Source organism: Sphingopyxis sp., from assembly GCF_036261875.1.
In the GTDB taxonomy this organism is placed as follows: domain Bacteria; phylum Pseudomonadota; class Alphaproteobacteria; order Sphingomonadales; family Sphingomonadaceae; genus Sphingopyxis.
In genome coordinates this window covers 20,733-41,173 of sequence record NZ_DATAJZ010000010.1, presented here as the reverse complement: position 1 = coordinate 41,173, position 20,441 = coordinate 20,733, and the positions used below count along the sequence as shown (strand labels likewise).

Genomic DNA, 20,441 nt, shown 5'->3' with positions numbered 1-20,441 from the left:
CCGCATTCATGTAATATGTAAAGTTACATGAAACGCGACAGCCGATTATCGGGCGTGCTCCACGTCCTTCTCCACATGGCCGAGGCGGGCGGCCCAGCGACCTCCGAAAGTCTTGCAAAGGCGATGCAGACCAACCCGGTCGTGATCCGCCGCATATTGGCGGGCCTGCGCGAGGCCGGCTTCGTCCGGTCGGAAAAGGGCCATGGGGGCGGCTGGACGATCGCGCGCGATCTGACTGCGATCACGATGCGCGACGTCTATGACGCGATCGGCCGTCCCCATCTGATGGCGATGGGCAATCGCACCGAAGCGCCCGGCTGCCTCGTCGAACAGGCGGTCAACGCGGCGCTCGATACGAGCTTTCGCGGCGCCGAGGCGCTGCTGCTCGACCGCTTCGGGCAAGTGACGCTCGCGATGCTCGCGGCCGATTTTCACGCGCGCATGGCGGCGCGCACCATATCTGCACAGGAGCATATTCATGGCTGAAGGCGCGCAGCATTTCCTCGACAGCTTCAAGGATCCGGCCGCGGTCGCGCGCTATGCCGAAGGGCCGCGGCGCTTCGTCCCCGGCCTCGACGGCCTCCACCGCATGACCGGGCTGCTGCTCGCCGAGCGCGTGCCCGCAGACGCCCATATCCTCGTTCTCGGCGCGGGCGGCGGCAGCGAGATGAAGGCGATGGCCGACGCGTATCCCGCCTGGCGCTTCACCGGCGTCGATCCCGCCGGCCCGATGCTGGACCTTGCGGCCCAGGTGCTCGGGCCCGATGTCGGCCGCGCCGATCTGGTCGAAGGCTATATCGACGACGCGCCTGCCGGCCCCTTCGACGGCGCGACCTGCCTCCTCACCCTGCACTTTCTCGACCGGGCGGAGCGCATCCGCACCGCGGCCGAAATCCGCCGCCGCCTGAAACCCGGCGCGCCCTTCGTCGCCGCGCACGGCAGCTTTCCGCAGGGACCGGGCGAGCGCGACCGCTGGCTCGACCGCTATGCCGCCTATGCCATCGCGTCGGGCGGCGATCCCGAACAGGTCGCCAAGGGCCGCGAAGCCGTCGCCACGCATGTCGCGATGCTGAGCCCCGAGGAGGATGAAGCGATCCTGCGCGCCGCCGGCTTCACCGGCGTCGAGCCCTTCTATGCCGCCTTCACCTGGCGGGGATGGGTCGGATACGCCTAGGGTCCTGACCTTAGGCCGCGGCGCCGCGCGCCGAGCCGGCGACGAGGTTCATCACCAGCTTCGGCAGGCTGCGATAATTGGCGCCATGATATTGCGAGTCCGCAGGCAGCGCATCCTTCAGGCGGCGGTGCGCCTCGGGCAGCGCGTGATAGGGCACGCCCGGCAGCAGATGATGCAGCGCGTGATAGCGCAGCCCCACCGGCGCCCAGAGTTCGGGCAGCAAGCCCGGCGGCGGCACGTTGACGCTGTCGAGGAACTGGCCGGTCACGGTCAGCACCGCGCCGTCATTTTCCCAGAGGTGCGCGACGAGGGTGCGGATCTGGTTGAGCACCAGCGTCGCCGCCGCGATCGAACCGAAGATGATCAGCGCGCGCAGCGGCACCCAACCGAAGACGCCCGCAGCCACGAGCAGGCTCGACCAGACCCACGCGCCGGCCTCCTGCCACGCCCACTGACGGCGAAACTCGCCCTCGGGCGCTTTGCGGCGGAACATCGGGTTGATGATCATCCCCGAATAACGCTCGCGCACCACGCGGCGCAGCGGCGGAAGCACGAACGACAGCGGCGTCAGCACCGCATAGCGGAAGACGAGCGCGAGCGGCGCGAAGGCGGCCGCGACGACGAACAAAGGCACCGTCCACGGCTTCATCAGCGCGAGCGGCAGATATTCGGGATCCTCGACCGTGCCATATTTGGTGCGGTTGTGGTGCAGGCTGTGAATGCCCTCATACATGAAGGAGGGGATGAGCAGCGGCACGCCGACGAGGATGTTCCACGCGAGGCGGAATCCCGGCAGCGCATTCTTGCGGATATGGGTGAGCTCGTGGATGAAGCTGCCCGCGCGATAGAGCGCGAGCACCGCGACGAAGGCGGCGAGCAGCATCCACACTACCGACGGCGCAAGGATCGCTGCCGCGACCCCGGCATAGCCGACCAGCGTCGAAGCGAGAAAATCCATCCAATAGACGCGCGCGCTCGGCACGACGAGATCGCGCGTCAGCTCCGACGCCGCGCGGATCATCGCCATATCGTCGGCGATCGCCGATTTGGGCGCCTTCACCACCGGCGACTCCGACATCCGGTCGACAAGAGTGTTCATCGCTAACATGCCTATATCTTCACCATGATTTCGTGGCAGCAAAATGGCCGAATGCGGGTCGCCAGCGCCACGGCAATGCCCTAATGCGTCGCCAATCATATAGGATCGCTTCTTCAGGAAACCAGCATGACCGCCCATAACGAAGGCCCGATCACCATCCATCCCGTCCAGGGCAAGACCGAAAAGCGCGAGTTCGTCGAGCTCGCCTATCGCCTCAATCGCGGCGATCCTGCGTGGGTGCCGCCGCTGAAGGGCGAGGTTTACGGCCTGTTGACCCCCGGCGAGAATCCCTGGTTCGAGCATGGCAAGGCGCAGCTTTTCCTCGCGCGGCGCGGCGGACGCACGGTGGGGCGCATTTCGGCGCATATCGACTTTCTCGCGCTCGAACAGCCCGCGGCACAGGGCATGGGGCCGGGCACCGGCAACTGGGGCCTGCTCGAGGCCGAGGACAGCGAAACCGCGCACGCGCTGATCGTCGCGGCCGAGGACTGGCTGCGCACTCAGGGGATGAACCGCGCGCTCGGCCCGCTGTCGATCTCGATCTGGGACGAGCCCGGGCTGTTGATCGAGGGCTTCGACACGCCGCCGACGATCATGCTCGGCCACAACAGCCCGCTCTATCGGGCGTGGATCGAGGCCGAGGGTTATCGCCCGGTCAAGACGCTCTACAATTATGGGGTCGAAATCGTCGACGGCTTTCCGCCGATCGTGAACCGCATCGTCGCGGCGGGCGAGAAGAATGCGCGCATTCGCATCCGCCGCGTCGACAAGAGCAAGTTCGATGCCGAGGCCAAGCTGATCATGGGCATATTGAACGACGCCTGGTCGGACAATTGGGGCTTCGTCCCGCTGACCGACGGCGAGATCGCCTATGTCGGCAAGAAGCTGAAGGACATCGTCTTCGAGGATCTGATCCGCGTTGCCGAAGTCGACGGCGAGCCGGTCGCCTTCATGATCGTGCTGCCCAACATCAACGAAAAGCTGATCGACATGGACGGCTCGCTGCTGCCCTTCAATTGGGCGAAGCTGCTCTGGTGGCTGCGCAAGCCGAAAAGCCGCACGCTCCGCGTACCGTTGATGGGCGTCGTCAAGAAACTCCAGAACAGCCGCATGGCAAGTACGCTCGCCTTCATGATGATCGAGTTCATCCGCCGCGACGCGGTGCGCGACTATGGCACGCAACATGGCGATATCGGCTGGGTGCTCGACGACAATCAGGGGATGAACGCGGTCGCCGAGGCGATCAACGCGACGGTGAACCGCGTCTACCAGATATACGACAAGCCGCTCTGATTGGTCGCTCGCCTTGACCCTGCAAGCGGTGTAGGCTTCGTGCACAACCAGCGGGCGGGGACAGTCTATGTGCCGGGCGATGATGTATCTGGGCGAGCCGGTGCAGCTCGACGACCTGCTGTTCAAGCCCGATAGCAGCCTCGTCAACCAGGCCTATATGCCGCGGATGCTGCACATGCTGAACCTCGCGGGGTTCGGGATGATGGCATGGGACAGCGCGAGCTTCGTCCCCGAGCTGCCGCACCGCTATCGCTCGCCCTCGCTGCCCATTTTCGACGGCAATCTGAAATCGCTGGCGATCAAGACGCGCGCCGAATGCGTGATCGCGCATGTCCGCGGCGTCGCCTATTCGACCAGCGTCAAGGTCAGCGAGCAGAACACCCACCCCTTTCATTTTCCCGGCGCGGCGGTCGCGATGGCGCATAATGGCGACATCTATCGCATCGGCGAAATGAAGGGGACGCTGATGGCCGACATCGACCCCGAACTGCTCGCGCAGATTTCGGGATCGACCGACAGCGAGTGGGTCTATGCGCTGCTGCTATCGCAGCTTCCCGACTGGCGGGTCGAACCGGCGCGCGACGCGCTGATCGCGGCGGTGCAGAAGACGGTGGATCTGATCGAGGCGGCGCGGCGGCATCACGGCATCGCCATCTCGTCGAGTTGCAACCTGTTCGTCACCACGGGGCGGCAGATATTGGGGCTGCGCCATTGCTTCGACTTTGGCCACTACCGCACCGGATCGCCCGACCAGCTCCACGAGGCGAATATGAATTTCCTCTCGATGTGGTTCACGACCGGGCGCGATTACGGCCTGCACGACGGCGAGTGGCAGATGGTCGGCGGCGAGGAGGAGCCGCGCGCGGTGATCGTCGCGTCGGAGCCGCTGTCGTCGAACAGCGCGACGTGGATGCCGGTGCCCGAATATGCGATGATCCATGCCGAAATGGACGGAACTCGCCCCGCATTCCGGGTGGTTCCGCTGGCGCGATAGGCTAACCCGCCGGGTTGCGCGCGGTGACGATCCAGGCCGCGCCGTCGATCATCACCGACCGGTCGCCCGGTTTCGCCGCGAACGCGCGCCGCACCGCCGCCGCCGCCCGCGCGCGAATCTCATCGGGCTGCTGCGCGAGCAGGCGCGCCAGCGGACCCACCTGAAAGGCCATGTCCACCGCATTGTCGACCGCCGCCTCGCGCGTCTCACCATGCCCGAAGGGAACGGGATGGTCGAAAGGAGCGATGGAGACGTCGACGAACCCCGCGTCGGTCAGGATGCGCGCGACACGGCCGCTGTCGCCGAACGAGAAGGGGCCGGGCGCTTCGGGATCGGGCGGCGGCGGCAGGGGAATCAGGTCCGCGACCGCCGCCATCGGCAGGCGCACCCAGTCATTTTCCGCCCCGCCCCGCCAGCAGACGAACGCCAGCCGCCCCCCGGGCTTCAACGCCCCGCGCATATGCGCGAAGGCCGCGGCGGGATCGTCGAAGAACATCACCCCGAAGCGCGAGAACAGCAGGTCGAACGCCTGCCCCGGCAACGCCGCGGTGCCCGCATCGGCGAGCTCGAACGCCAGCGGCGCCCCGGCGAGAGCCGCCTCGCGCGCGCGGTCGATCAGCGGCGCCGAAATATCGACGCCGAGCACATGCCCGCGCGGCCCGACGCGCGCGGCGAGCGCCTGGCTGGTGGCGCCCGCGCCGCAGCCGACATCGAGTATCTGCTCGCCCTCACCGATCGCTGCCGCTTCAATCGCCGCGTCGCCGAACGCGTCGAGCATCGCGTCGAGCCGCGCCTGATTGGCAACCCATTGCTCGCCGCTGCGGCCGTTCCAGTCGGCGACCTGATAGGCTTTGCTTTCGGTCATCCTCTTTCCTTACTGCTTCGTTCAGGCCGCCACCGCGTGGCCGCGGCGCATCGCGAGGATACGCGCCTCGACCTGATCGAGCGCATCGAGCGCGGTGACCAGATCGGCGTTGACCGACGCGCCGAGCTCGCGGCTCAGCGCGTCGCCGGTCGCGATCATCTCGGCAAAGGTCGCGCGGTCGAAGGCGAGCAGCGTCGCCTGTTCGCTTGTCCTGAGCAGCCGGTCGTGCGTGCTGCCCGCGAGCATCGCGGCGATGCCGACGAGTTGGCCGGGGCCGGTGACGGTGAGTTGATAAATGCCGCCGCGATGCGGCAGCGCGCTGCGCACCGCGCCGCGCACGACAAGCCAGACCTGGTCCGCCGCTCCGCCGACGGGCGCAAGGTCGGCGTCGGCCGGCGCCTCGATCCGCTCACCGGCGTTCCAGAAGGCCAGTCGCTGCGCCGGCGTCATCGCCGCACAGCACGGCAATTTCGCGAGAAAGGCTTCGGGCGTGAAGCCATCCTCGATCACCGGCGCGAGACCGCGCCGCGGCCGGGGGGTGAAGGCGCCGGGCTCGGCGACCAGCAGCGCCGCGATGTCGGCCGCCTTGGCGACGACGCGCCCGGCGATCAGCCGCCCGAGTTCGGCCTGCAATTGCAACGACGCGGGACGCAGCCGCGCCAGCGCCGCGCGGAACTGATCGGCGGGAAGATACCAGGTCGCAACGGGACCGCGCGCGATGCCCATCGCCGACCGCCTCAGGTCGCGGCCGATCAGCGCCATGTCGCCGATCACCTCGCCCGGTCCGACCTCGGCGAGCTTCGCGAGGCCCCCGCCGGGCAGCCGCTTGCCGATATCGACGCGGCCCTCCTCGATCAGGAACAGCCCCTTGGCGCGCTCGTTCTGGACGAGGATCGCGGCGCCGTCGGCGAAATGGCGCGGCACGAAGGCGTCGGCAAGCTCGGCACGCTCGGCTTTGCCCAGTCCCGCGAAGAGCGGCGCGTCGGCCAGGTGAGTGGCCGACAGCAGGCTCATGCGAAGACCGCCCAGGTCGGCGCGTGGTCGCTCGCCTTCTCGCGTCCGCGATGATCCTTGTCGACCCCGGCATCGGTCAGCCGGTCGGCCATCGCGGGGCTCAGCAGCAGATGGTCGATGCGAAAGCCATGGTCGCGCTGCCAGCCGCCCGCCTGATAGTCCCAGAAGGTCCACACGCCGCCCGCCGGATGGCGGCTACGGATCGCGTCGGTCCAGCCGTCGCCGAGGATGCGGAAAAAGGCATCGCGCGAATCGGGCTGCATCAGCGCGTCGTTCGCCATCGCTTGGCGATCCCACACATCGTCGTCGTGCGGGATGACATTATAGTCGCCGGTCAGGATCGCCGGCACCTCGGCGGCGAGCAGCGCCTTCGCGCGTTCGCGCAGCCGCGCCATCCAGCGCAGCTTGTAATCGAACTTCGGCCCCGGCTGCGGATTGCCGTTGGGCAGGTAGATGCAGCCGATGCGCACGCCGAACACGTCGGCCTCCAGATAGCGCGACTGCTCGTCCTCGGCCTCGCCCGCGAGGCCGCGCTGGATTTCGAGCGGTTCGGTCCCCCTGGCGAGGATCGCGACGCCGTTGAAGCCCTTTTGCCCGTGATAGAGAAAGCCGTAGCCCGCCGCCTCGATCTCCTTGGTCGGCATCGTCTCGTCGCTCGACTTGAGTTCCTGCAGGCAGGCGACGTCGGGCTGGGTTTCCTCGAGCCATTCGACGAGGCGCGGCAGGCGGGCCTTGATCCCGTTGATATTGAAGGTCGCGACTTTCATGCGTCCGCTATGACAGGAAGAGTGGGCCGATCCCAGCCCCTTCGTCACCCTGCACTTGTTTCGGTGTCCATGGCCCGGCGTTCGCCTGATAGAGCCGTGCCAATTATGGTTCGCACAAAGACACAAAGCCACGAAGAAGACGACTTGGGCCGGCAGGCCCCATATTCTTTAACAACGGCGCACCCTGCCACGACGTCGAGAGAGGGAAGCCGCTTCGCGGCAAGCGCGACATCTTCGTGGCTTTGTGTCTTCGTGCGAAACAAAAAAGCGCAGCGTCCGACGAAAGGGCAGACCATGGATGCTGAAACGAGTTCAGCATGAGGAAAATTAGACGAAAATTATAAGGGACGGGTCAGATCGAGAAGCTCGATCCGCAGCCGCAGCCCGAAGCCGCGTTGGGATTTTCGACCTTGAACGACGAACCGCCAAGCGAATCGACGAAATCGACGACGCAGCCGCGCACCAGGTCGATGCTGACCGGATCGACGACCAGCTTCACTCCATCGGTCTCGGTGACGACGTCATCGGCATCGATGCTCTCGGCGAGGCCAAAGCGGTAGGTGAAGCCCGAACAGCCGCCGCCGTCGACTGCGAGGCGCAGCGCCGCCTCGGCATCGCCCTTGCGGGTCGCGATCCAGCGGACGCGCGCCGCGGCGGCGGGGGACAGGCTAATGTCGGAAATCTGCGTGGCCATGGCCGCAAGATAGGAGGCGCGCGCCCAAATGAAAAGGGCGCCCCGGCCGTTTACCGTGGGGCGCCCCTCCTCTCCGACCCAGAGAAGCTTTATTCGGGACCGCCCATTGCGAGCTTCTTGTTACCCGTCATCGCCGCGATCGTCATCGAATCCGATGCGCAGAAGGGCAGCGGATTGACCGGCGACCCTTCGATGCGGACTTCATAATGGAGATGATTGCCGGTCGAGCGGCCGGTCGAGCCGACATAGCCGATCACGTCGCCCTTCTTCACCTGCTGACCCGAGCGGACGATGTAGGACGACATATGGCCGTAGCGCGTCTCGATCTGGTTGCCATGCTCGATCTCGACATAATTGCCATAGCCGCCGAGCCGCTGGGCGCGGCCGACGATGCCGTCGGCGGTCGCATAGATGGGAGTGCCATAGGGCGCCGGAATATCGACGCCATTGTGGCGCGCGAGCTTGCCGGTGATCGGATGGACGCGCATCCCATAGGAAGACGAGAGCGACATCTGCTCGATCGGGCGGCGCGAGGGCACCGAGACGCCGATGTTCGCGGCCAGCCCGGTGTCGAGGCGCTTCCACGCCTGGAAGATCGCGCGCGCTTCGCGATCCTCGGTCTGCGCGACCAGACTCGCCGGGAAATTGTCCTGATCGGGTTCGTCGGGAACGGCGATGCCGGCATCGGCACCGGCAGCGTCCGCCGCATACGCCGCCGGAGCGGCAAGGCCCGTCAGCGCACCGGCGCAGACAATGAGGCCAAGATGAAACTTTTGCGCCAGAGAAGCGTATCGCACGTATCGACCCCGCAGTCCTTGTCGCCAGTGCCCTTTCTTAAGGGCCGCTGGTGCCGGATGTTATGTTCGGATGGGAACTCGTCCCTGCCCGCGAGTGTTGATGACGGCCCAAGCCTTACCAAGCAATAACGGCGTAATAGTCTTGCGTTAAACCGGCTTCACCGCGCGCCGAGTCGTTGAACGGCGGCTTAACGGAACCCCGGAATCGCGATTTTACGAGGCTTTGCCACGTTTCGACGGCGTTGAATCCCATTTCGTCGCACTTTTGGTTAAACCAGGCTGTGCCGGCGCGCACATGCCGGACTTCATCCTTGTAAATACGCGATAAAATCTTCGCAGACGGCGCGTCGCCGGCGGCGCGGAAGCGCTCGACGGTCGCGGGCGTGACGTCGAGCCCGCGCGCTTCGAGCACCATCGGGACGATCGCGAGCCGCGCCAGCGCATCGTCGCTGGTTGCCTCGGCGGCCTCCCACAGGCCGGCGTGGGCGGGGAGTTCACCATAGAAACTGCCAAGCTGGCGCAATCGCCGGTCGAGCAGCGCGAAATGCATCGCCTCGTCGGCGGCGACCCCGATCCAGTCGTCGACGAAGCCGCGTGGAAATTCGCCGCCGAAGCGCCCGACGAGATCGACGGCGAGATCGATCGCGACGAATTCGATATGCGCGAGCGCATGAAGCATCGCGATCCGCCCGCGATCCGACCCACCCTTGCGGCGGCGCGGCATCCGGTTGGGCGGCAGCAATTCGGGCTTGTCAGGCCACGCCGGACGATCGGGCATCGACACATCGCAGCGATGCGCGAGTTCGCCGCGCCGCCACGCCCGCGCCAGCGCGCGCGCTGCGCGGCGCTTGTCGTGCGGGTCCGGCGTTAGCAGCACCCCGCGCGCAGCTTCGCCAAGAGTGGTCATCATGCTGCCATTTCCTCCATCCGTCACCCCGGACTTGATCCGGGGTCCCGCTTTTCGGGCGTTGTTTAGCGGGACCCCGGATCAAGTCCGGGGTGACGAAGAATCCTATAGCGCCTTCGCCGCCTCCAGCACGGCCTCGGCATGGCCCTTCACGCGGACCTTGCGCCACTCCTTGGCCAGCTTGCCGTCGGCGCCGAACAGGAAGGTCGAGCGTTCGATCCCCATATAGGTGCGGCCGTAATTCTGCTTCTCGACCCAGGTGCCGAACGCCTCGCACACTTTGCCATCCTCGTCGGCGGCAAGCCGCACGGTCAGGCCATATTTGTCGCGGAACTTGCAGAGCTTCGCCGGTGCGTCGCGCGATACCGCCAGCACCTGCGCGTTCAGATGCGCGAACTCGGGCGCGAGGCGCGTGAAATCCTGCGCCTCGGTGGTGCAGCCCGGCGTGTCGGCCTTGGGGTAGAAATAGACGACCAGCGGCGCGCCCTTCATCGCCGCAAGGTCGATCGTCGCCCCGTCGGCGTCGAGCAAGGTAACCGTGGGAATGGCGTCGCCGATTGCGAGGCTCATGGCTGTGTCTCCTGCTGCGGCGGGCGAATCGAGGCCCACCAGTTGGCGATCTCGTGCCGTGCCGCATCGTGCGCGGCAAGCAATTGCGGCCAGCCTGGCTCGCCGCACGCGCTCGCGACAAGCTGACGCGCGGCGGGCGTCGCGGGTTCCCCGTCGGGCGCGGTCAGGCGCAGCATGACGAGCATCCGGCCGAGCAGCGCGTGCGCGTCGCAAACCGCGGCGGGCGCCAGACCATCGACGCGCATACAGGCCAGCGCCGAGCCGATATTGGGGTCGTGACAGCGGCCGGTGGCAAGCTGTGTCACCTGCATCGCGAATTCGAGGTCGACGAGGCCGCCGGGACCGCCCTTGATGTCCAGCGGGCCTTTCGGCGGCTTGTGCGCAGCGATCTTGTCGCGCATCTCGGCGGCGTCCTTCGCCACCGCATCGCGATCGCGCGGGCTCGCGAGCAGATCGTCGATGATGCGGTGAAGCTCCGCCTTCGCGCCGTCCGAACCATAGACCGGCCGCGCGCGGAGCAGCGCCATATGCTCCCACGTCCACGCCTCCTCGCGCTGATAGCGCTCGAAACTGTCGAGGGTGACGACGAGCGGGCCTTGCGCGCCCTGGGGCCGCAGCCTTGTATCGACGTCATAGAGCTTGCCCGCCGCGGTCGGCACCGACATCGCCACGGTCACGCGCTGCGCGAGACGGTTGTAATAGGTCGTCGCGCCGAGCGGACGCGGCCCGTCCGATTCGGCGAGATGATCGCCGGTGAAAAGATAGATGAGGTCGAGATCCGAAGCGTGCGTCAGCGCCCGGCCCCCGAGCCGGCCGAGCGCAAGGACGACCAGTTCGCTGCCCGGGACGCGGCCATGCGCCTGGACGAACTCCGCCACCGTCGCATCGGCGAGTACCTGCAACGCCGCCTCGGCCAGCTCCGCATAGCCGCAGGCGATCGTCATCGGGTCGCTCGCCCCGGCAACGAGTTGCACCCCATAGGCGAAGCGCCGTTCGCCGACGCGGTCGCGGACGCGATCGAGCAGGCGTTCATAGTCGAGCCCCGCCAGCCCCGGCGCCCATTCGGACATCAGCTCGGTCCTGGTCGCCGGCGCCTCGAACGCTCGCTTGTCGATCAACCCTTCGATCAGCTCGACCCGCGCGCCGAGCGCGTCGGCCAAGGTGGGGGCGAGCGAGAGGACGCGCGTCGCGATCCGCGCCAGCTCGGGCTGCGCGGCGAGCAGGTGAAAGAAGCCCACCGCGCTCGGCAGCCCGCCGACGAGCGTGTCGAAGCGGAGCAATGTCGCCTGCGGATCGGGCGCCGCGCCGATCGCCTTCATCAATTCGGGCAGCACCGTCTCGAGCGCGTCGAGCGCCGCCGGGCTGCGCAGCGCGCGCAGCTTGCCACCGCGCCAGTCGGCGATCGTGCGCAGCGCCGCGTCGGGCGGATCGAAGCCCGTCGCCATCAGCGCGCCCGCCAGCTCGCCTTCATCGCGCGGCAGCCCGCCGGTCGCGGCACGTTCGACCACCAGGCTGTCGTAGCAGGCGCCGACGTCGGTCACGACGGGCAGCAGCGCCGCGAGCAGGCCGGCGCCGTCGGCCTCGCCGTCGAGCCGCGCCACGGCGTCGAGCGCCTCGGCCTGCGTCGGCAGCGAATGCGTCTGCTGATCCTCGATCATCTGCAAGCGATGCTCGATCCGGCGTAGCGTGGCGTAGTGGCCGGTCAGCCGTTCGGCGACCGCGCCGTCGATCCGCCCCACCTTTGCCAGTGCGGCGAGCGCGTCGACAGTCGCGGGAACGCGCAGCGACGGGTCGCGCCCGCCGTAGATAAGCTGATGCACCTGCGCGAAGAACTCGATCTCGCGAATGCCGCCGCGCCCGCGCTTGAGGTCGTAGCCGGGGCCGAACGCCTGCCCTTGCGAGAAATGATCGCGGATACGGTCGCTCATCGCACCGATTTCCTTGAGCTGCCGGAAATCGAGGCTGCGGCGCCAGATGAAGGGCTGGATCGCGGCGAGAAAATTCGCGCCGAGCGCACGGTCGCCCGCCGACGCGCGGCTGCGGATGAACGCCGCCTGCTCCCACGCCAGCGCCTCGGACTCATAATAGGAGATGGCGGCGCTTTCGGGGAGAACGATCGGCGTCACCTCGGGATGCGGCCGCAGCCGCAGGTCGACGCGCAGGACATGGCCGTCGGCCGTGCGCGCCGAGAGGATTTCGACCATCCGCCGCGCGATCCGCACCGCCGCTTCGTCGGGATCATCGCGCGAACGGCGTGGCAGCGTTGCGGGGTCGAAGATCAGGATCGGGTCGATATCCGACGAATAATTGAGCTCGTGGCTGCCGAGCTTGCCGAGCGCGATCACCGCGAGCCCGCGCGCTTCCTCATCGGGCACGCGTTCGGCGAAGGCGGCTTGGATCGCCGCGTCGCACGCCTGGTCGGCGAAGGCCGAGAGCAGGCGCGTCGTCGCGGCGACATCATGCTCACCCGACAGATCGCCGAGCGCGAGCAGCAATGCCGTGCGCCCGCGCCATTGGCGCAGCGTGCGCATGATGTCGTCGTCGACCGGGGGCGGCACGACCTGCGCGAGCGCGGCGTCGGTGCCGTCGGTCAGGAACCGCGTCACGTCATCGGGATTGAGGTCGGCGAGCCGGGCGAGAAAAGGCGCGTTGGCGGTCAGCCGGTCGAGCGCGGACTGGCGCGCGGATGCGTCGAGTGCGGTCATCGAGTGCCGCTATCGCCTGCGATGGAACGGGTAGCAACCCCCACCTCGTCATTGCGAGGCGCCGCAGGCGACGAAGCAATCTCCAGCCATCGGCCTTGCGCAGGACCGATGGCTGGAGATTGCTTCGCTTCGCTCTCAATGACGAAGGGTCAGGATATCGGCGTCAGGCCGGCACGGTGCTTTCGTCGAAGAACAGCACCTGCGAAATCGCCGCGCGCAGCGTCGCGGGCTGATAGGGCTTGGTGAGCAGGAATGCCGGCTCGGGCCGGTCACCGGTCAGCAGCCGTTCGGGGAAAGCGGTGATGAAAATCACCGGCACCGTCATGGCGGTCAATATCTCCTGCACCGCCTCGATCCCCGAACTGTTGTCGGCGAGCTGGATGTCGGCGAGCACGAGGCCCGGCTGATGCGTCTGTGCGTCGGCCACCGCCTCGGCATGGGTGGTCGCGACCGCGACGACATCATGGCCGAGTTCGCGGACGATCATCTCGATATCCATCGCGATGATCGGTTCGTCCTCGATGATCAGGATGCGCGCGCGCGTCTGGCGGTCGATCTCCTCCATCGCCTCGGCGATCAGCGCCTCGACCGCGGCGGCGTCGCGGCCGATGATCCGCCCGGTCTCCGCGGCATTGAAGCCTTCGACCGCGGTCAGCAGCAGCGCCTGGCGCGCCAGCGACGGAATGCGGCGCAGCCGCGCGTCGGCGACCGCGATCTCGGCGGGAATAGTCTCGTCGCCAGCCGCAGCTTGGTCCGTCATCAGACCGAAATTGTCGTGGACCATGCGATAGAGCTGAATCCGAAGCTCATTCCCGGTGTCGATCGCGTCCGGATGCGCGACCAGCGTTTCGAGCAGGCGCGCGACCAGCGCATCGCCGCTCTGCTGACTTCCCGAAATCGCGCGGCCATAGCGCCTGAGATAGGGAAGATGCGGCGCGATCGCCTGGCCTAATGACATGGATACCCTCCTGATTCGGCGCAGAAACCGGCCGATTCCGAACCGGGCCCCACGAAAAAATCCGCGGCACCCGGCATAATTTCACCCCTTGGGAACGATTTAGCCGTAAATTAGTTTCATAGGGAAGCAACAAAGGCGCATTGCGCTTTGGTTACCATGCGGTTAGCAAAAGGGCCCATGTCGAGCGTCTGGCAATATGATGTCGTCTGAATCCGGTTCGCCGCCCGAAAAGCCGGCCGGAAAGGACGCCGAGAAGAAACTCCCCGGGAAGGTGCAGGAGATTAATATCGCCCTGCGCCGCGCCTACGACTCTGCCGTCGACGAAACCATCCCCCAATCGATGCTCGACCTCTTAAACAAGCTGAACTGATTCATTTCCGGTAGCGCGCGGCGAAATCCGTCTGGAACGCCGCGAACGTCCCCGCCGCGATGGCATCGCGCATCGCCTGCATCAGCGCCTGATAAAAATGCAGATTATGCTGCGTCATCAGCATCGCGCCCAGCATCTCGCCCGCACGGACGAGATGGTGGAGATAGGCGCGCGACCAGGTCGTGCAGACCGGACAGTCGCACGACGCATCGAGCGGCCCCAGATCCTCGGCATGTTTGGCGTTGCGGATATTGACCGGCCCGTCCCAGGTGAAGGCCTGACCATTGCGGCCCGAGCGCGTCGGCAGCACGCAGTCGAACATGTCGACCCCACGCGCGACCGCGCCGACCAGATCGTCGGGCTTCCCCACCCCCATCAGATAGCGCGGCTTGTCGGCGGGAAGCTGGCCGGGGGCGAAGTCGAGCACGCCGAACATCGCCTCCTGGCCTTCGCCGACGGCCAATCCGCCGATCGCATAGCCGTCGAAACCGATCTCGATCAGCACCGACGCCGAGCGCGCGCGCAGTCTCTCGTCGAGCGAACCCTGCTGAATCCCGAACAGCGCCGAACGCTCGGCATGGTCCCCGCCCGCGTCGAACCCCGCACGGCTCCGCGCCGCCCAGCGCATCGAGCGCTCCATGCTCGCTTCGGCGCGCTTTGCATCGACGCCGTTCGGCGGACATTCGTCGAACGCCATGACGATATCGCTGCCGAGCAGGCGCTGGATTTCCATCGAGCGTTCGGGGGTCAGCATGTGGCGCGAGCCGTCGAGGTGGCTCTTGAACGCCACCCCCTCTTCGCTCTGCTTGGTCAGCGCCGACAGGCTCATCACCTGATAGCCGCCGCTGTCGGTCAGGATCGGGCGGTCCCAACCCATGAAATCGTGCAGCCCGCCGAGCCGCGCCATCCGCTCTGCGCCGGGCCGCAGCATCAGATGATAGGTATTGCCGAGAATGATGTCGGCGCCGGCCCTGCGCACCTCGGCGGGGCGCATCGCCTTCACCGTCGCCGCGGTGCCGACGGGCATGAAGGCGGGGGTGCGGATCTCGCCGCGCCGCATGGTGATGACGCCGGTGCGCGCGGCGCCGTCGGTCGCGGCGACCTGAAAAGCGAATCTGTCGGTCATGGCGCGCGCCTATGGCCGCGCCCGCGCCAAAAGTCGAGGATTGCCCCCGCAGGCGCCGTCAGGCCGCCTGCCAGTCGTTGGCCGTGGTGAAGGCGGGCAGCGCCAGATTCGCCTGCGCCTGCTGGCTCGCCGCCGCGATCAGATAGGGCGAGACGCGGTGCCGGGTGCAGAGACCGCCGTTGCCGTCGCTGACCAGCGACTGCTCGAATTCGACGCCCTGCTGGTGCTTCATCGAGCGGCGGACCGTCGCGGTCGCGAGCTGGCCTTCGCCGAAATCGATCACGAACTGCGTCCCCTTCGGCACGTCCAATATGCCCTCGATGAAGGCGCCCGTCGCCGACAGGTTGCGGATGACGACATTGTAACGGTGGTTGCCGTGCACCGCGCCGACCTTGCGGAACATCTGGAAGCGGTCGTTGCGCTGGCGCGCCGGGCCCGATGGCTTGATGATCCACGATCCCGCCTCGGCATGACCCAGCAGTTCGTCGCTCGATACCGGCTGGCTGTAGATATAGCCCTGCACATGGCTGACCGCGAGCTTGCGGATCAGGTCGAGCTGGTCGTGCGATTCGATGCCTTCGGCGGTCGTCTCCATGTCGAGCGCCTCGGCGAGCGCGACGATCGCGGCGATGATCGCGGCGTTGCGCGATCCCTTCTGGGTCGCCCCGCGCACGAAGCTCTGGTCGATCTTGATCTTGTCGAACGGCGCCGATTGCAGATAGCCGAGCGAGGAATAGCCGGTGCCGAAATCGTCGAGCGCCAGCCGCACGCCGAGCCCCTTCAGCGCCTTGAACATCCGCGCCGTCTCGTTCGAATCGGCGAGGAACACGCTTTCGGTGATCTCAAGCTCGAGCCGGTCGGGCGGCAGCCCCGCGGCGGCGAGCGCGCTCGCGACGACCTTGGGCAGGTCAGCATTGGCGAACTGGATCGGCGAGACGTTGACCGCGACGCGCAGCTCGCCGGGCCAGCGCGCGGCTTCTTCGCAGGCTTTGCGCAGCACCCATTCGCCGAGCGGCCAGATGAGATTGGCTTCCTCGGCGATCGGGATGAAGACCGACGGCGAAATCACGCCGCGGTCGGGATGCGTCCAGCGGACCAGCGCCTCGACCCCCGTCACCATGTTCGACTGGGCGTTGACGACGGGCTGGTAGCGCAATTCCATCTCGCCACGCGCGAGCGCGTCGCGCAGATCCTCCTCGAGCTTGCGGCGATCCTCGGCCGCCTGGTGAAGATCGCTCGAATAGAAAGCGAAGCGGCCGCGGCCGTTGCCCTTTGCGGCGTAGAGCGCGAGGTCGGCGTTGCGGACGAGGTCGTCGCTGGTCAGTCCGTCGAAGGGCGCGATCGCGACCCCGACCGAGGCGCCGATGATGCAGCGGCTGCCCTCGACCGAATAGGGCTGCGACAGGCTGGCGATGATGTCGGCGGCCATGTCGCCCAGCTTGCCGCGATCCTCGACGTCGGGAAGGATGATCTGGAACTCGTCGCCGCCGAGGCGGCTGACCATCTCCTTGTCGCCGACGATCTTGAGCAGCCGCTCGGCGACCTGCTTGAGCAGCGCGTCGCCCGCCGGGTGACCCAGCGTGTCGTTGACCTGTTTGAAGCGGTCGAGGTCGAGCAGCATGATCGCGCAGCTCCGCTGCTGCTGCGCGAAGGCGGCGAGCGTCGTGTCGAGCTTCTTCGAAATATGGAAGCGATTCGCGAGCCCGGTCAGCGAATCATAGAGCGCGAGGCGCGAAGCGTCCTCGGCCGAACGGCGCTGCGCGGTGATGTCGGCACCGCTGCCGCGATAGCCGGTGAAGCGGCCGCCGCCGTCGAAATGCGGCGATCCCGACACCGCCCACCAGCGATCGTCGCCCTCGAAGGCGCTGCGCAATGGCAGTTCGTCGAATTTCGACTGGCGGGTCATCAGGAACGGCAAGGTGCGCTGGCGCTCGCCATGGCTGTCGACGGGAAGGAAAAGGTCGGTGAAGCTGGTGCCGAGCAGCGCGCCGCCCGTCCGTCCCATCAGCCGCGCGACCGCGTCGGTGATATAGGTCAGCCGCCCGTTCGCATCGGTCGACCAGAACCAGCCGCGGTTGCTTTCCTCGTAATTGCGAACGAGCAACAGCGCTTCGCGCGTGTCGAGATGCGCGGCGGGTTCGGATGCATCGCCGCGCGACCGCGCTTTGCGCGCGCCGATCTTGCCGAAAAATCCGCGCGCGCCGTCGTTCGCCGCGCTTTCGTCGCGCTCGTTCTTGTCCCCGGCGCTCTTCTCGATCCCCGCTGCCACGAAGCCTTACCCACCCCTTAAGTCCGGGGTCCGCAATGCCCGCAATGCCTTGCCATAATGTAAATATCGGGGCTCCCGGCGCTCGCTCCTGTCCCATATAGGGAAAGTTGGCGTCGCGCCCCGCTTCGCCTATAGGCGCGCCATGCTGCTTTCCGATCGCATTCTCTTCCTCGACGGCGAGGCCCTCGTCATCGACAAGCCCGAAGGCCTGCCGGTCGATCCGCCGCGCGACGGCAGCCTCAGCCTCGAAAATCATTTGGACAGCCTGCGCTTCGGCTTCAAGCGCTGGCCGCTCGCGGTCCACCGGCTCGACCGCGACACCTCGGGCTGCCTGCTGCTCGCGCGCAATCCCAAGGCGCACGGGCGCTTCACCCGCGCCTTCGAGGGGCGCGAGGTCGAGAAGCAATATCTCGCGATCCTGGCCGGTGTGCCGACGGACGATCGCGGCACCATCGACCTGCCGCTCGGCAAGACGTCGACCGCCGAGGCGGGCTGGCGGATGGTCGTCGACCCGAAGGGCAAGCCGTCGGTGTCACATTGGGAGACGCTGGCAGTCGCGAACGGCCGCGCCCTGCTCCGCTTTCGTCCCGAGACCGGGCGCACGCACCAGCTTCGCGTCCACGCGCTCGAAGGGCTCGGCTTTCCGATCGTCGGCGATCCCGTTTATGGCACCGGCGGGCGGAGGGACCGCACGATGCTCCATGCCGAACGGCTCGTCGTGAAACGTGACGTCAAGCCGCCAATCATCGCGGAAGCCCCCTTCCCCGATCGCTTCGCGGCGCTGGGGTTCGAGCCGCCGGAAGGCGCGGCGCCGACCCGTGGCTGATATTCCCGAAAGCGCGATCACGGAAAAATTCCTCGCGGGCACGGGGCCGGGCGGGCAGAATGTCAACAAGGTCGCGACCGCGTGCCAGCTTCGCGTTGACGTCTATGCGCTCGGCCTGCCCCCCGACGCTTATCGGCGATTGAAGACGCTCGCGGGCAGCCGGATGACGACCGAGGGCGAACTCGTCATCCTCGCGCGCCGCTTCCGCACCCAGGAAGCGAACCGCGCCGACGCGCGGCAACGGCTGAACGAACTGATCGATGCGGCCCTCGTCCGCCCCGAAAAGCGCATCAAGACCAAGCCGAGCAAGGCGGCCAAGGCACGACGCGTCGACAGCAAGAAAGCCCGCGCCACGGTCAAGGCCGGGCGCGGCCGCGTGTCCTTCGACTAGCGGACGCCGAGGCGATGCAACTCTATCGCCTCGACGCCACGGCGGCGCAGATTTCCAGCGCTTTCGGGGTCGAGACCGGCGACGATCCATGGACAGGCGACTATGTCGCGCCGGGCCGCCCGGCGCCGGTGATCGTCCCCGACAGCCGCGGGCCGCGCCGTTTCCTGCGCCCGCGATTGTGGGGCGTCCCGCCGCCGCCACGCGGGACGCGGCCGATCACCAGCGTCCGCAACCTCGCGAGCCCTTTCTGGATCGGCACGCTGCGCCATCCCGAACTTCGCTGCCTGATTCCGGCGACGAGCTATGCCGAATGGTCGGGTCCGGACGGCGCACGCCGCCAGCATTGGTTCTCGCTTCCCGGCCGCCCGATCTTCGCCTTTGCCGGGATCCAGCGCCAGACCGAGGACTGGCCGAGCTTCGCGCTGCTCATCACCGATCCCAACAGCCTCGTCGAACGTTATCAGCCGAACGCCATGCCGCTGATCCTCCATCCCGAGGACCAGGAACGCTGGTTGACCGCCGACTGGCGCGAGGCGAGCGGGCTCGTCGCGCCCTATCCCGGCCATTTGATGGCGGTCGGAGACGCGCCGCCGCACCCGTGAAATTCACCATGCTTCTTCACTTTGAGATAACCAATGGGGCGCTAGTTTCGGCCCGAATCAGATGAGGCTGGGACGCAGGACCGTGCAGACGACAACCAACGGCAAACCGGCAGCGCGGACGCGAGGCGCCGAGCGCGCGCCCGTGTGCGGCCGCGCGCGCTTTCGCGAGCCAGGCTTCAATCCGTTCGACGTCGAGTTGTTCGACCTGTCCTCGACCGGATTCCGGATGGTGACCTTCGCGCGGCCGCAGATCGGCAAGCATATCTGGGTGAACCTGCCCGGCCTGCAACAACTCGAAGCAGTAGTCCGCCGCGCCGACGGCAATAATTTCGGCTGCGAGTTCGTGCATCCGCTGCACCCGTCGGTGGCAAAGCATCTGCAGGTAAAGCTGCGCTGAGATCAGCCACGTCTGTCATTGCGAGGAGCGCAGCGACGAAGCAATCTCCAGCCATCAACGTCGCGCGATTTCGAAAGCTGGAGATTGCTTCGCTGCGCTCGCAATGACGAGATCGTCAGCCCTCCGCCTTCTCCGACATCTTCAGGATATGCTTCCACTCAACAGGCGTGACGCGCCCGACCGACAGGCGCGATAGGCGAATCAGGTCCATGTCGGCGAGCTTCGGGTCGGCCTTGATCGCCGCCAGCGTTACGGAATGTTTCAGCGCGCGCACCGGCGCGACGCGCACCACCACCCACGGCGAACCCTCTTCGGCGGTCGGGTCGGGAAAGGCCTCTTCGGTGATCGTCATGACCCCAACGCATTCCTTGCCGATATTGCTGTGATAGAAGAGCGCTTCGTCGCCGACCTTCATCGCCTTCATGTTGAGCTTGGCGCTGTGGTTGCGCACGCCGTCCCAGATACCGGTGCCGTCCTTGACAAGCTGGTCCCACGCATAGGCGTCGGGTTCGGATTTCATCAGCCAATATTGCTTTGCCATGGCAGCGGGTCTAGCCGAGCCCCGCGCGCGGCGAAACCGCCTTTTTCCCTTTAACCCGCGCGCCGCAGCGCCTAAATCGCGA

At 66.9% G+C, this 20,441-nt stretch carries 22 protein-coding genes; 9 read left to right on the top strand and 13 right to left on the bottom strand.

What is annotated here, in order from left to right; genetic code table 11:
• Positions 1–27: 27 nt before the first annotated feature.
• Positions 28–486 (top strand): Rrf2 family transcriptional regulator, encoded by a 459-nt coding sequence (locus VHO04_RS05355; protein ID WP_329627338.1) that lies wholly within the window; start codon positions 28–30, stop codon positions 484–486.
• The gene (locus tag VHO04_RS05350) at positions 479–1,174 is read left to right on the top strand and encodes a class I SAM-dependent methyltransferase (RefSeq protein ID WP_329627337.1); all 696 of its coding nucleotides are present in this window, start codon (positions 479–481) and stop codon (positions 1,172–1,174) included. The genes VHO04_RS05355 and VHO04_RS05350 overlap by 8 nt, the downstream gene beginning before the upstream one ends.
• Before the next feature lie 10 nt (positions 1,175–1,184).
• Here the strand turns inward: VHO04_RS05350 and VHO04_RS05345 are convergent, their stop codons facing one another.
• On the bottom strand, positions 1,185–2,273 hold the full coding sequence (locus tag VHO04_RS05345) for a fatty acid desaturase (RefSeq protein WP_329627336.1): 1,089 nt from the start codon (positions 2,271–2,273) through the stop codon (positions 1,185–1,187).
• A gap of 126 nt (positions 2,274–2,399) precedes the next feature.
• Between VHO04_RS05345 and VHO04_RS05340 the strand changes: the two genes are divergently transcribed.
• Both VHO04_RS05340 and VHO04_RS05335 read left to right on the top strand, forming a co-directional pair.
• Positions 2,400–3,566, top strand: a complete 1,167-nt coding sequence (locus VHO04_RS05340) for an N-acetyltransferase (protein WP_329627335.1) — start codon at positions 2,400–2,402, stop codon at positions 3,564–3,566.
• A 67-nt stretch (positions 3,567–3,633) separates the two neighbouring features.
• Positions 3,634–4,560 carry a class II glutamine amidotransferase gene (locus VHO04_RS05335; RefSeq protein WP_329627334.1) on the top strand — a complete coding sequence of 309 codons (927 nt, stop codon included), beginning with the start codon at positions 3,634–3,636 and terminating at the stop codon, positions 4,558–4,560.
• 1 nt (position 4,561) lies between these two features.
• On the opposite strand, the gene VHO04_RS05330 is transcribed toward VHO04_RS05335, so the two are convergent.
• From VHO04_RS05330 to VHO04_RS05290, 9 genes are all read right to left on the bottom strand, one after another.
• Positions 4,562–5,425 (bottom strand): class I SAM-dependent methyltransferase, encoded by an 864-nt coding sequence (locus VHO04_RS05330; RefSeq protein ID WP_329627333.1) that lies wholly within the window; start codon positions 5,423–5,425, stop codon positions 4,562–4,564.
• Between the two features lie 21 nt (positions 5,426–5,446).
• On the bottom strand, positions 5,447–6,439 hold the full coding sequence (locus VHO04_RS05325; protein WP_329627332.1) for a cyclic nucleotide-binding domain-containing protein: 993 nt from the start codon (positions 6,437–6,439) through the stop codon (positions 5,447–5,449).
• A complete protein-coding gene (gene xth, locus VHO04_RS05320) occupies positions 6,436–7,206 on the bottom strand; it encodes an exodeoxyribonuclease III (RefSeq protein WP_329627331.1) in 771 nt (256 codons plus the stop codon). The genes VHO04_RS05325 and xth overlap by 4 nt, the downstream gene beginning before the upstream one ends.
• A gap of 352 nt (positions 7,207–7,558) precedes the next feature.
• On the bottom strand, positions 7,559–7,900 hold the full coding sequence (gene erpA / locus VHO04_RS05315; RefSeq protein WP_329627330.1) for an iron-sulfur cluster insertion protein ErpA: 342 nt from the start codon (positions 7,898–7,900) through the stop codon (positions 7,559–7,561).
• Between the two features lie 89 nt (positions 7,901–7,989).
• Positions 7,990–8,697 (bottom strand): M23 family metallopeptidase, encoded by a 708-nt coding sequence (locus VHO04_RS05310; RefSeq protein WP_297662088.1) that lies wholly within the window; start codon positions 8,695–8,697, stop codon positions 7,990–7,992.
• Positions 8,698–8,812: 115 nt separating this feature from the next.
• Positions 8,813–9,604: a ferritin-like domain-containing protein gene (locus VHO04_RS05305; protein WP_329627542.1), complete on the bottom strand. Its 792-nt coding sequence runs from the start codon at positions 9,602–9,604 to the stop codon at positions 8,813–8,815.
• 105 nt (positions 9,605–9,709) lie between these two features.
• The gene (locus VHO04_RS05300; RefSeq protein ID WP_329627329.1) at positions 9,710–10,174 is read right to left on the bottom strand and encodes a peroxiredoxin; all 465 of its coding nucleotides are present in this window, start codon (positions 10,172–10,174) and stop codon (positions 9,710–9,712) included.
• Positions 10,171–12,879, bottom strand: a complete 2,709-nt coding sequence (locus VHO04_RS05295) for a bifunctional [glutamine synthetase] adenylyltransferase/[glutamine synthetase]-adenylyl-L-tyrosine phosphorylase (protein WP_329627328.1) — start codon at positions 12,877–12,879, stop codon at positions 10,171–10,173. Before VHO04_RS05295 ends, VHO04_RS05300 begins: the two co-directional genes overlap by 4 nt.
• 163 nt (positions 12,880–13,042) lie before the next feature.
• Positions 13,043–13,837, bottom strand: a complete 795-nt coding sequence (locus tag VHO04_RS05290; protein ID WP_329627327.1) for a response regulator — start codon at positions 13,835–13,837, stop codon at positions 13,043–13,045.
• A gap of 199 nt (positions 13,838–14,036) precedes the next feature.
• Between VHO04_RS05290 and VHO04_RS05285 the strand changes: the two genes are divergently transcribed.
• Positions 14,037–14,207, top strand: coding sequence for a NepR family anti-sigma factor (locus tag VHO04_RS05285; RefSeq protein ID WP_329627326.1), 171 nt, complete (start codon positions 14,037–14,039; stop codon positions 14,205–14,207).
• 1 nt (position 14,208) lies between these two features.
• On the opposite strand, the gene tgt is transcribed toward VHO04_RS05285, so the two are convergent.
• Both tgt and VHO04_RS05275 read right to left on the bottom strand, forming a co-directional pair.
• Positions 14,209–15,333 carry a tRNA guanosine(34) transglycosylase Tgt gene (gene tgt, locus VHO04_RS05280; protein ID WP_329627325.1) on the bottom strand — a complete coding sequence of 375 codons (1,125 nt, stop codon included), beginning with the start codon at positions 15,331–15,333 and terminating at the stop codon, positions 14,209–14,211.
• Between the two features lie 58 nt (positions 15,334–15,391).
• Positions 15,392–17,602: an EAL domain-containing protein gene (locus tag VHO04_RS05275; protein ID WP_329627324.1), complete on the bottom strand. Its 2,211-nt coding sequence runs from the start codon at positions 17,600–17,602 to the stop codon at positions 15,392–15,394.
• 142 nt (positions 17,603–17,744) lie between these two features.
• Here VHO04_RS05275 and VHO04_RS05270 point away from each other — a divergent pair, with 142 nt between their 5' ends.
• The 4 genes from VHO04_RS05270 to VHO04_RS05255 all read left to right on the top strand — a co-directional run bounded on the left by VHO04_RS05270 (position 17,745) and on the right by VHO04_RS05255 (position 19,818).
• Complete coding sequence (locus VHO04_RS05270) at positions 17,745–18,428, top strand: RNA pseudouridine synthase (protein ID WP_329627323.1); 684 nt, start codon at positions 17,745–17,747, stop codon at positions 18,426–18,428.
• Positions 18,421–18,819 carry an alternative ribosome rescue aminoacyl-tRNA hydrolase ArfB gene (gene arfB, locus VHO04_RS05265; protein ID WP_329627322.1) on the top strand — a complete coding sequence of 133 codons (399 nt, stop codon included), beginning with the start codon at positions 18,421–18,423 and terminating at the stop codon, positions 18,817–18,819. Before VHO04_RS05270 ends, arfB begins: the two co-directional genes overlap by 8 nt.
• 14 nt (positions 18,820–18,833) lie before the next feature.
• Complete coding sequence (locus VHO04_RS05260) at positions 18,834–19,421, top strand: SOS response-associated peptidase family protein (protein ID WP_329627321.1); 588 nt, start codon at positions 18,834–18,836, stop codon at positions 19,419–19,421.
• A gap of 82 nt (positions 19,422–19,503) precedes the next feature.
• Positions 19,504–19,818, top strand: a complete 315-nt coding sequence (locus tag VHO04_RS05255; RefSeq protein ID WP_329627320.1) for a PilZ domain-containing protein — start codon at positions 19,504–19,506, stop codon at positions 19,816–19,818.
• A gap of 115 nt (positions 19,819–19,933) precedes the next feature.
• Here VHO04_RS05255 and VHO04_RS05250 read toward each other — a convergent pair whose 3' ends face one another.
• A complete protein-coding gene (locus VHO04_RS05250; protein WP_329627319.1) occupies positions 19,934–20,359 on the bottom strand; it encodes an EVE domain-containing protein in 426 nt (141 codons plus the stop codon).
• Positions 20,360–20,441: the final 82 nt, after the last annotated feature.